Annotated in this window: 10 protein-coding genes; 2 read left to right on the top strand and 8 right to left on the bottom strand. The window is 72.1% G+C overall.

The genetic code is table 11. The features are described from left to right. Positions 1–94 precede the first annotated feature (94 nt). The 5 genes from ACWEVN_RS43030 to ACWEVN_RS43010 all read right to left on the bottom strand — a co-directional run bounded on the left by ACWEVN_RS43030 (position 95) and on the right by ACWEVN_RS43010 (position 4079). A complete protein-coding gene (locus ACWEVN_RS43030; RefSeq protein ID WP_449685876.1) occupies positions 95–910 on the bottom strand; it encodes an SMP-30/gluconolactonase/LRE family protein in 816 nt (271 codons plus the stop codon). After that, a complete protein-coding gene (locus ACWEVN_RS43025; protein ID WP_449685877.1) occupies positions 907–1281 on the bottom strand; it encodes a DUF1761 domain-containing protein in 375 nt (124 codons plus the stop codon). Before ACWEVN_RS43025 ends, ACWEVN_RS43030 begins: the two co-directional genes overlap by 4 nt. Before the next feature lie 69 nt (positions 1282–1350). Continuing rightward, a complete protein-coding gene (locus ACWEVN_RS43020) occupies positions 1351–2235 on the bottom strand; it encodes an ABC transporter permease (RefSeq protein WP_449685878.1) in 885 nt (294 codons plus the stop codon). Continuing rightward, positions 2222–3013 (bottom strand): ABC transporter ATP-binding protein, encoded by a 792-nt coding sequence (locus ACWEVN_RS43015; protein WP_449685879.1) that lies wholly within the window; start codon positions 3011–3013, stop codon positions 2222–2224. The genes ACWEVN_RS43020 and ACWEVN_RS43015 overlap by 14 nt, the downstream gene beginning before the upstream one ends. A gap of 13 nt (positions 3014–3026) precedes the next feature. After that, positions 3027–4079, bottom strand: coding sequence for an ABC transporter substrate-binding protein (locus tag ACWEVN_RS43010; RefSeq protein WP_452055125.1), 1053 nt, complete (start codon positions 4077–4079; stop codon positions 3027–3029). Between the two features lie 223 nt (positions 4080–4302). Here ACWEVN_RS43010 and ACWEVN_RS43005 point away from each other — a divergent pair, with 223 nt between their 5' ends. Then, positions 4303–4683: a hypothetical protein gene (locus tag ACWEVN_RS43005; protein ID WP_449685881.1), complete on the top strand. Its 381-nt coding sequence runs from the start codon at positions 4303–4305 to the stop codon at positions 4681–4683. A 96-nt stretch (positions 4684–4779) separates the two neighbouring features. Here the strand turns inward: ACWEVN_RS43005 and ACWEVN_RS43000 are convergent, their stop codons facing one another. From ACWEVN_RS43000 to ACWEVN_RS42990, 3 genes are read right to left on the bottom strand one after another with little or no spacing between them, the layout of a single operon-like run. Further along, positions 4780–5787: an S-adenosylmethionine:tRNA ribosyltransferase-isomerase gene (locus ACWEVN_RS43000; RefSeq protein ID WP_452055124.1), complete on the bottom strand. Its 1008-nt coding sequence runs from the start codon at positions 5785–5787 to the stop codon at positions 4780–4782. Next, positions 5784–6437 carry an SDR family NAD(P)-dependent oxidoreductase gene (locus tag ACWEVN_RS42995; protein WP_452055123.1) on the bottom strand — a complete coding sequence of 218 codons (654 nt, stop codon included), beginning with the start codon at positions 6435–6437 and terminating at the stop codon, positions 5784–5786. The genes ACWEVN_RS43000 and ACWEVN_RS42995 overlap by 4 nt, the downstream gene beginning before the upstream one ends. A 44-nt stretch (positions 6438–6481) precedes the next feature. Next, positions 6482–7855 carry a purine-cytosine permease family protein gene (locus ACWEVN_RS42990; protein WP_452055122.1) on the bottom strand — a complete coding sequence of 458 codons (1374 nt, stop codon included), beginning with the start codon at positions 7853–7855 and terminating at the stop codon, positions 6482–6484. A gap of 158 nt (positions 7856–8013) precedes the next feature. Between ACWEVN_RS42990 and ACWEVN_RS42985 the strand changes: the two genes are divergently transcribed. After that, positions 8014–9522: a sensor histidine kinase gene (locus ACWEVN_RS42985; RefSeq protein WP_452055121.1), complete on the top strand. Its 1509-nt coding sequence runs from the start codon at positions 8014–8016 to the stop codon at positions 9520–9522. The last annotated feature ends 89 nt before the right edge of the window (positions 9523–9611 follow it).

Here is a 9611-nt window from a genome sequence, read left to right as displayed (position 1 = left end):
GCGGGTATAAGCAATATTCCCCGCATTGACCCGGCACCACCGGCCGTAGTGACAATCGAGCTTCGGGGTGGTGGGCACCCACCGGAACCACAACTCAAGCCCGCCCCACGGACACCGGGTGGGTCAGGACCTGCCCCGTCCGCTCCCCCTCCCCCACCCCCGCCAAACCGCGCCACTCCTGAACCACCACATACAACGTGTCCTCACTCAACGCGCAAGCAAAGCACCCGCGGTCGAAAGTCAGCCTCTCCACGACCTCCCCGCCCTCCCGGACCAACGTGCACGACCGGTGCGGCACGTCCGACACCCAGACCGCGCCCGAGGCGTCCAGCGCGATGCCGTCCGGTACCCCGTCGCCGAGGTCGGCCCACACCCGGCGGTCCGTCAGACCGCCGTCCGGAAGCACCGTGAACGCCGTCAGGCGGTTTGCGTACGACTCGGCCACGATCAGCGTCGAGCCGTCCGGGGTCAGGGCCATGCCGTTGCCGAAGGCGATGTCCTCCGCCACCGTGCGGACCCTGCCTCCCGGGTCGACGTAGCGGATCGCTCCCGGGCGGTACGGCTCTCCGGCCATCAGGTCGAAGCCGCCGCCGTTGACGTAACTACCTCCGGTGCGCGTGGTCACTATCTCGTTGAAACCGGTGCCGCCCAGGTCCGCGTGGGTCGTCAGGCCGGACTCCGAGAGCCGCAGCAGGAGACCGTCCGACGAAGAGACGATCAGCGGCTGCCCGCCGAGGAAGTCGAAGCACATCGGCATCGTCGGGAAGTCCGCGCGGAACACCGGCTCGCGCTCGCCCGCCGGCGAGACCGCCACGATCTCGTGGGCCAGCCAGTCGGCGAACCAGAGCCGCCCGTCGTGCCAGCGCGGGGACTCGCCGAACGCGATCCCGTCGAGCAACAGCGCCGTCATCGCCACACCCCCAGCAGGACCGCCACCACCGCGATCTTCACCAGCCAGTCGCCCGCGTGCAACGCCGCCAGGCCCACCGGGACCCGCTCGTGCAGCACCGAGCCCGCCAGGATCACCGCCGGGAACCCGGCCCACACCAGCAGCGCCCACCCCAGCGCACCGGGAACGCCGTCCACCCCGACCGCGCCGGTGAGCAGCGCGAACGCCGTCACCAGCACCACGGTCCGCACGAACTCCGCGCCCATCCGCCACGGCGACGCCGCGGCCGCGCCCGCCGGGCTCAAGCGGGCCCGGACCCGCCCGAACGCCGTGTACCAGGCCGCGCTCACCACGAACGCCGCCACCGAAGCCACCAGTACCGCGACCACCATCGCTCACTCCTTCGCTCGAACACGATCGAAGGAGACGTCGACGCCGGCAACTCGGCTTCGACAAAATTTCTACAGCGAAGAGGTCAGCCCACGCGCCCGCAGCACCGCGCGCTCCAGCGGGCGGAACACCAGCAGCTCGATCCCCACGCCGACCAGCAGGATCAAGAAGATCGCCGCGATGACCTTCTCGATGCTGTTGAGCGATGAGCCCTGGTTCAGGTAGGCGCCGAGGCCGACGCCCAGCTGGGGGGACAGGGCGATCAGCTCGGCCGCCATCAGGGAGCGCCACGAGAACGCCCAGCCCTGCTTGAGCCCGGCCAGGAAGCCCGGCAACGCGGCAGGCAGGAGGATGTGCCGGGCCGAGGCGAGCCGGTTCGCGCCCATCACCTGGCCGACGCGCGGGAGGATCGGCGGGATCTGGTCGATCCCGGACACCAGGCCGTTCGCGATCGACGGCACCGAGCCGAGCAGGACGACGAAGTAGATCGCCCCGTCGTTGATCCCGAACCACAGGATCGCGGCCGGGACCCAGGCGACCGACGGCAGGCTCTGCAGCCCGGTCAGCAGCGGTCCGATCGCCGCGCGGACCACGCGGACCTTCGCCACGACCAGGCCGAGCGGGGTGCCGATGAGCACGCCGGCGACGAAGCCGAGCGCGGCGCGGTGCACCGACGTCCAGACGAACTCGAACACGTCGCCGGTGACGACGCGCTCCCAGAACTCGTCCCACACCGACAGCGGCGCGGGCAGCTGGGTTTCGGGCCAGAAGGCGGCCGCCCAGAGGATCTGCCAGACGACGACCAGCAGGACCAGCGCGCCCAGCGGCGGGAGGAAACCCCAGGCGAAGCGCTTCCAGAAGCTGGGACGGCGTTCGCCGACGGGGGCGTCGAGCGAATCCAGTCCGGCGCCGACCGCGTCCAGGTCGGCTTCGGCGGACCGGTCAAGCTGCGGCATGGGTGCTGATCACCTCGCGCAGGTGTCCGGTGATTTCCTCGGTGAGCTCCTCGGCGTCGGCGAGCGGCACGTCCGCCCACTCGCGCACGACCCGCCCGGGCCGCGACGACAGGAGCACCACGCGCCGGCCGAGCCGGACCGCTTCGCGCACGTCGTGGGTCACGAACAGCACGGAAGTGCCGGTGCTGCGGTACACGCGCAGCAGCTCGCCCTGCAGGACGTCGCGGGTGATGGCGTCGAGCGCGGCGAACGGCTCGTCCATCAGCAGGAGCGACTGTTCCGGGTCGCCGCCGACGCGCAGCGTCGCGGCCAGGGCACGGGCGAGCGCGACGCGCTGGCGCATCCCGCCGGACAGCTCGTGCGGCCGCTTGCTCCCCGCGCCGTTCAGCCGGACGAGCTCCAGCAGCTCGGCCGCCTTTTCGCGGCGCTCGGCGCGGCCGAAGCCGGCCAGCCGCAGCGGCAGTTCGACGTTGCGGGCCGCGGTCAGCCACGGCATCAGCGCGGCTTCCTGGAACATCACCGCGGGCCGCGACGTGTTGAGCGTGATCTCCCCCGCCGACGGCGCGTCCAGCCCGGCGACCAGGTTCAGCAGCGTGCTCTTGCCGCAGCCGGACGCGCCGAGCAGGCAGACGAACTCGCCGGGCGCGACCGTCAGGTCCACGCCGTCGAGCGCGACGACCGCGCGGCCGGCCGTGCCGAACGTCTTGCGGACACCGTCGAGACGCACCGCTGCCGCGCCGGTGAAACTGGTGCGGCCGGTCGGGAGGGTCGTGGTCATCGCTGGCTGCCTCTCACTTGGTCAGTTCGGGAGCTACGACGGCGGGCTGGTTCTGCGCCTTCAGCACCTCGTTGAGGGCACCGAAGTCGGCGAAGCCCTTCAGCGCGACGGCCGACTTCACGACGCCTGCGGTGACCGAGTCCTGCGCGAGCTGGGGGAACGCCGACGCGACCGGATCGGTGGTCAGTTCGATGCCGGAGAACGCGCGGTCCAGGACCGCTGCGCTCAGGGTACTGCCGGCCAGCTCCTTGAGCGCACTGTTGACCACGGTCTTCGCGTCCGCCGGGTTGGTCTTGGCCCACGTGATGGCGGCGAGCTCCCCCTTGAGCAGCGCGCGGACGGTGTCCGGGTGCTGCTGCAGGAACTCGCTGCGCACGATGACGACGGTGGTCGGGAAGCGGCCGCCGGGCCACAGCGTCTTCTCGTCGACCAGGACGTTCGCGCCGGCGTCGAGGACCAGCCGGGACGCCCACGGCTCGGGCAGCCAGCCGCCGTCGACCTCGCCCTTCTTGAAGGCGTCGAGCGTCTTCGGGTTGTCGAGGTTGGTGATCTTGACCTGGTCGGTCAGCTGCTTGCCGGCGAGGAACTTCTTGAGCGCGACGTCCTGGGTGTTGGCCAGCTGCGGCGTGGCGATGTTCTTGCCCTTGAGCTGCTCGACACCGGTGATCTCCGGTTTGACGACCAGCTGCGCGCCGCCCGAGACGGCGCCGGAGACCAGCTGGATGGCGCCCTTGGACTTGGTGAAGGCGTTGATCGCCGGGCCGGAGCCGATGAAGGCGACGTCGAGGGAGTTGCCGAGCAGGGCGTTGACCTCTTCGGGCCCGGCGTTGAAGGTCTGGGTGGTGAGCTTGGTCGAGCCGAGCTCGTTCTTGAAGAAGTCCTTCTTGACGCCGATGAGCGCGGGAGCGTGCGTGACGTTCGGGAAGAACCCGACGCGGACTTCGGTCGCGGCGCCCTGATTGGCGGCGGGCGCGGCGGCGCTGTCGGCGCGAGAACAGCCCGCGAGCACTCCCACGACGGTCAGGGCGGCCAGCGCCGAGGCCAGGAATCTCCGAGGGGTGCGCACGTCAGCATCGCCTTTCGTCGGTGTCCGGGGGAGGTTCGCACGGTCACCCACTCAGGCGCATAGCCATCCGCATCCCGGGACACCCGGTGAGATTTCTTGACATCCCCGTCGGCCGCCGCTAGCTGTTCTGGTTCCGCACCCGGTTGGAAGAAAGTGTCATAACGGGCAACCGTCGACGTCACCCGAACGTGGTACAGGTGGACCACGGATTCGGGAGGAAGACATGACGAGCAGGGGCCAGGGAGCCGCCGGCGTCCGCGTGGCGCTGGTCGTGTTGTTCATCGGGCTGGGCCAGGCGTCGTTCGAGTGGCTCCGGTCACTCGGGATGGACGCGCTGACCAGCGCCGTCGTCTGGGCGATCCCGGTGTTCACCGGGGCGGCGGTGGCACTGGTGCTGTGGGTGGCGTCCGACCGGGCGTTCCTGCTGCGCAACTGGCTGCCGGTGGCGATGTCGATCCCGGTGTACCTGGGCGGCGCGTTCGGCCTGGCGACGGCAACGGCCAGCCTGGTGGCGTCGATCGTCAGCGGGATCGGCCTGGGGATCGCGGCGGTGGTGATCGCGGGGCTGGTGCGGTCGCGGCGGCGGGTCGAGGCTGGTCAGTAGGGGTTCGGGCGGGGTTGTCCACAGGGTGGAGGGGCTGTGGACAACCTCGGGCTGGGGTGCCGGTTGGGCGTCAGCGTGCCGTTCGGGCCGGCCCGATCAGTGGCGCAGCAGCAGGGACACGTCGCCGAACTCGTGCCACAAGTACCGCTCCTCCACCGCCGCGTCGTAAGCCCGCTGGACGACCTGCGCCCCCGCCACCGCCTCCAGCAGCGACAAATGCGAAGCCTCCGGGGCGTGCAGGCCCGTGACGATCCCGTCCACCACCCGCGCCGGGCGGTCCGGCCCCAGGACCAGTTCCGTCCAGCCCGACGCCGCACGGACCTCGCCACCCATGGCCGCCGACTCCAGGGCCCGGGCCGCCGTCGTGCCCACCGCTATCACCCGGCCTCCCCGCTCCCGGACCCACGAGACCACCGCCGCCGTCGTCGGGGGGACGCGGAAGCGCTCCGCCTGGGGTGGCTCGGCCGCCTCCGGCGATGACACCCCCGTGTGCAGGAGGAGCGGCGCGAACAACACACCGTCCGTCACCAAGTGCGTCACCAGCTCCGGCGTGAACGGCCGGGCCGCCGAGGGCATCTCCGCGCTTCCCGGCTCGCGGGCGAACGCCGTCTGGTAGTCCGCCAGCGGCCACGCCCGCGGGACGTACCCGTAGCGGATCGGCCGGCCCGCCGCCTCGAGCAACGACGGCACGTCCACCGACACCGCAGCCCGCCACAACCGGGCCGCTCCCGGGACCACCGGGGCCAGCAGGGTCAGCGTCGCGTCGCCGGCCAGCGCGAGGCGCTCCCCCGGGCGGCCGTCGAGCAACGGGCCTCCCGAGCCGCGCAGCTCCACGATCCACGAACCGTCGTCCAAAACCGTCGCAAAATGGACCACGATCGGGCGGCCCGCCCGGAAAGCGTCGACCGCCGCCGGGAGCGTCCCCGACGTGTTGACCACCAGGACGTCGCCCGGTCGCAGGTGAGCGCCCAACGACCGGAACGCCGTGTGGTGGACCCCCGACGGCGAGGCCACCAGCAAGCGGACCTCGTCGCGGGCCAGGCCGCGGGCCTCCGGCGGGGCCGAGGCCGACAGGTCCGCGGGGAGGTCGAACCGGACGTTCATGCCGGCACCAGGAGGTCGGCCGCGCGGTAGCGGCCGCTCGGCGGGCGCTCGTCCAGCAAGCGCAGGAACGCCGGGACCGCCGACGACGGCAGCGGCCGGTCCGAGATGTCCTCGCCGGGGAACGCGCGCTGGTGCATGGCCGTGCGCAGGTCGCCCGGATCGACGGCGTACACCGACCGGTCCGGGTTCTCCACCCCCAGGACGGCGGTCACCTGGTCGAGCGCCGCCTTCGCCGAGCCGTAGCCGCCCCAGCCCTCGTACGCCTCCACGGCCGCGTCGGAGCTGACGTTGATCACGACCTCGGGCCGCAGCAGCTGCGTCAGGGCCAGCGGCGCGAAGACGTTGGCGCGGTAGACGTCTTCCAAGGCACCCAGGGGATAGCGGGCCAGCGGCGGCAGTGGGCTGACGCCGAGGGAGCTTGCGTTGTTGACGAGCAGGTCGAGCGAAGGGCAGGCCTCGGCCAGCGAGGCACGGTGCGCCGGGTCGGTGACGTCGCCGGGGATGGCCGTGAAGCCGTCCTCGCGAGCGGCGGCGGCCAGCGCGGCCGCGTCGCGGGCGTCGCCGATGACTGTCCACTTGCGACGGACCAAGGCGGCCGCGAGCGCGCGGCCCAGCCCGGCCGAAGCGCCGGTGACGAGTGCGGTGGGCATGGTTCCTCCTTCGAGGGGTACCCCACCATCGTGAAACCTCTACATTACTTGAGGTCAACCGGAGAGCGGCCGCGAAGCGCGTAATACGCTGCCAGCGAAACGACGAGGCCGACGTAGTACGCAAGGTCCGCGCCGTGCAGCGCCGCCGCGACCGGTCCGGTGTAGAGGGACGTGTTCATGAACGGCACCGCGGCGCCGAACCCCACGACGAAGGCCACCACCGCCGCCCAGGGGCGCACCGACCCCGACGCCAGGACGTCGACGCGCCGGCCGCCGCGGGTGCGGGCGAGCCAGTCCGGGACCACCACGCCGAGGAACGGCGGGATCCAGTAGGACACGAACAGCAGCACGTTCTCGAACTTCGCCGACAGATCGCCGCTGTGCATCCAGAGGATCAGCGCGAACGCCAGCACCGTGACGACCACCGCCGACACCGGGCGCCGCAACCGGACGCCGACCGTCTGCAACGCCAGCGAGCCGCTGTAGTCGTTCATCGCGTTCGACGACACCGCCGCCAGCGCGATCACCGCCAGCGCCAGCGCGCCCATGAAGCCGCCGCCGAGCAACTGGGCGATCCCGGACGTCGTGTGGTCGCCCAGGGACGATCCCAGCGCGAGCCCGAGGCCTTCGCCGATCGCGTACGACACGACGAGGCCGAGCAGCGTCGCCCAGAAGACCGCCCGCGACGACACCGACACCGGCAGGTAGCGGCTGAAGTCCGATGCGTAGGGCGCCCACGAGATCGCCAGCGACAACGTGATCGTCGTGAACAGCACGACGCCGCCCGCCAGGTCGGCGCCGGACGCGGTGTCGGCGACGGCGATCGGGTGTCCGGAAAGGACCTTCACGGCCAGCGCGGCGAACGCCAGCACCAGCAGCACGCTCATCACCGCCTGCACGCGGTGGATCAGCGCGTAGCCGAACACGCCGAGCGCGCACTGCAGCACCAGCACGATCAGCACCGCCGCCCAGAACGGCAGCCCGGTCAGCTCGGCGAGGGCCTCGCCGCCGAACAGGCCGACCAGCGCGTCCCAGGCGATCGAGCCGAGCCACTGCACCAGGCCGGGCAGCACGACGCCGCCGCCGAAGGGCAGCCGGGCCAGCGGGAGCTGGCCGGTGCCGGTGCGCGGGCCCCACGTCGACAGGTACGCCACCGGCAGCGAGCCGAGCACAGTGCCGGCGAGCATCGCGGCCAGGCCCGTCCAGAAGCCGAGGCCGAGGGACGCCGCGAGGGTGCCGGTGAACACCGCCGTCATCGTCAGGTTCGGCGCGAACCACACGCTGAACAGCCGCCACGGGCGGCCGAACCGGTTGTCCTCCGGCACCGGCTTGATGCCGTGGGTTTCGATCGCCAGGTCCCGCCCGCCTGCCGGCATCCGCCCGCCGAAGACGTCCGCACCCAGGCCGCGTCCGCTCATGTCCAGCCTCCCGTCACGATCACCCTAAAGCGCAGCCGCGTGGTGTAACGCGACGACCCGAACGGACGAATCACGGTTAGCCGTTGCCGGACTGCTTCACACATCCGCCAAGGCCCACCGGGAGGGTCGTCGAAGTGCAGCACCCGCGGACGTCGGTGATGACGGGGCTCCTGACGGCCGGCTGCGCGCTCGGCAGCATCGCGCTGACGCTCAAAGCCGGCGACGGCACCCACTCGGCGCTCGACACCGCGCTCAGCACCACGACCGGGTTCCTCTTCCTGCTCGCGGGCGCGGTCGCGCACGTGCGGCGCCCGGCCAACCCGATCGGGGTGCTGATCGCCCTGGCCGGTGTCGCGCTGTTCCTCGAAGACCTGCAGTTCGCGCGCAACCCGGTGCTGTACACGATCGCCGTCCCGCTGCGCGCCGCGTCCAGCCCGGTGATCGCGCACCTGGTGCTCGCCTTCCCGCACGGCCGCCTCCGCTCGCGGTGGGAACGGCTGCTGGTCGCCGCGGCCTACCTGGTGGTACTCGGGTCGGGCCTGGTCGGGCTGCTGGCCGACGACGACCCGCGCGACCTGCTGGCGCTCCGGCCGGGCAGCGGCGCCTTCGCCGACCGGGTGCTGGACCTGGCCGCGACGGCGATCAGCGCGGGCGTGATCGTCGTGTTGCTCTACCGGTGGCTGAGCGGGCGGCTGCCGCAGCGGCGGCTGCTGTCGCCGGTGGTGGTCATCGCCCTGGCCGGCGCGCTGACGTCGGGGGTGGGCACGGCGCTCGGCGACGCGCACCCGCTGTCCGGGCCGCTGCTGCAGGCGTACCGGATCCTCTTCTGCCTGTGGCCGCTGGCGTTCCTGACCGGGGTGATGCGGGCCCGGGTCGGCAACGCCGAGATGATCCGGCTGCTGCTGGAGCGCGACGGCACCGGGCTGGCCGCGCTGGTGCAGGACGACGAGGTGTGGAAGGACAGCCGGTCGATCGACGCGCTCAACGCGGCCGCCGGGCTGGTGCTGGACAACCAGCGGCTCACCGCGGAGCTGGAACAGCGGCTGGCCGAGGTGCGCGCGTCGCGGGCCCGGCTGGTCGCGGCCGGCGACGAGGAGCGCCGCCGGCTCGAGCGCGACCTGCACGACGGCGCCCAGCAGCGGCTGGTCAGCGTGGTGCTGCTGCTGCGGATGGCCGGCCGCCGCTCCGGGGCCGGGCTGCCGCCGGAGATCCGCACCCTGCTCACCGGCGCGGTCGACGAACTGCAGACGGCGATCACCGAGCTGCGCGAGCTGGCGAGGGGGATCCGCCCGGCGATCCTCACCGAAGCGGGCCTGGTCGCGGCGGTCCGGTCGCTGGCCGACCGGATCCCGATGGAGGTGGCGCTGACCGTCGGCACGGTCCCGCGCCTGGACGCGGCGGTGGAGGCGACGGCGTACTTCGTGACGTCGGAGGCGCTGACCAACGCGCTGAAGCACGCCCGCACCGACCGCGCCGACGTGCGGATCGAGGTGGCGGGGGCGGAGCTGCGGGTCGAGGTGACCGACGCGGGTGTCGGCGGCGCGGACGCCGAGGGCGGCACGGGGCTGGCCGGGCTGCGCGACCGGGTGCAGGCGCTCGGCGGAGAGCTCGACGTCGTCAGCGGGGGCGGGGGAACGACGGTCACCGCGGTCATCCCCCTGTTGTGAAGTCTGCCGCGGCTGTCGTGAGTGGTAAGGAGGGTTTTTATACACCTAAAAACAAACCAACGACGCCCCTCGATTATTTCCCAGGTATT

This window comes from Amycolatopsis sp. NPDC003861 (genome assembly GCF_053605405.1).
Note: the sequence above shows the minus strand (reverse complement) of the source record. Positions and strands in the feature narration are given on the sequence as shown.

Coding starts and splice junctions, on each gene's coding strand:
- ACWEVN_RS43030 (WP_449685876.1), bottom strand. CDS start 910: ATGACGGCGCTGTTGCTCGACGGGATCGCGTTCGGCGAGTCCCCGCGC.
- ACWEVN_RS43025 (WP_449685877.1), bottom strand. CDS start 1,281: ATGGTGGTCGCGGTACTGGTGGCTTCGGTGGCGGCGTTCGTGGTGAGC.
- ACWEVN_RS43020 (WP_449685878.1), bottom strand. CDS start 2,235: ATGCCGCAGCTTGACCGGTCCGCCGAAGCCGACCTGGACGCGGTCGGC.
- ACWEVN_RS43015 (WP_449685879.1), bottom strand. CDS start 3,013: ATGACCACGACCCTCCCGACCGGCCGCACCAGTTTCACCGGCGCGGCA.
- ACWEVN_RS43005 (WP_449685881.1), top strand. CDS start 4,303: ATGACGAGCAGGGGCCAGGGAGCCGCCGGCGTCCGCGTGGCGCTGGTC.
- ACWEVN_RS43000 (WP_452055124.1), bottom strand. CDS start 5,787: ATGAACGTCCGGTTCGACCTCCCCGCGGACCTGTCGGCCTCGGCCCCG.
- ACWEVN_RS42995 (WP_452055123.1), bottom strand. CDS start 6,437: ATGCCCACCGCACTCGTCACCGGCGCTTCGGCCGGGCTGGGCCGCGCG.
- ACWEVN_RS42990 (WP_452055122.1), bottom strand. CDS start 7,855: ATGAGCGGACGCGGCCTGGGTGCGGACGTCTTCGGCGGGCGGATGCCG.
- ACWEVN_RS42985 (WP_452055121.1), top strand. CDS start 8,014: ATGACGGGGCTCCTGACGGCCGGCTGCGCGCTCGGCAGCATCGCGCTG.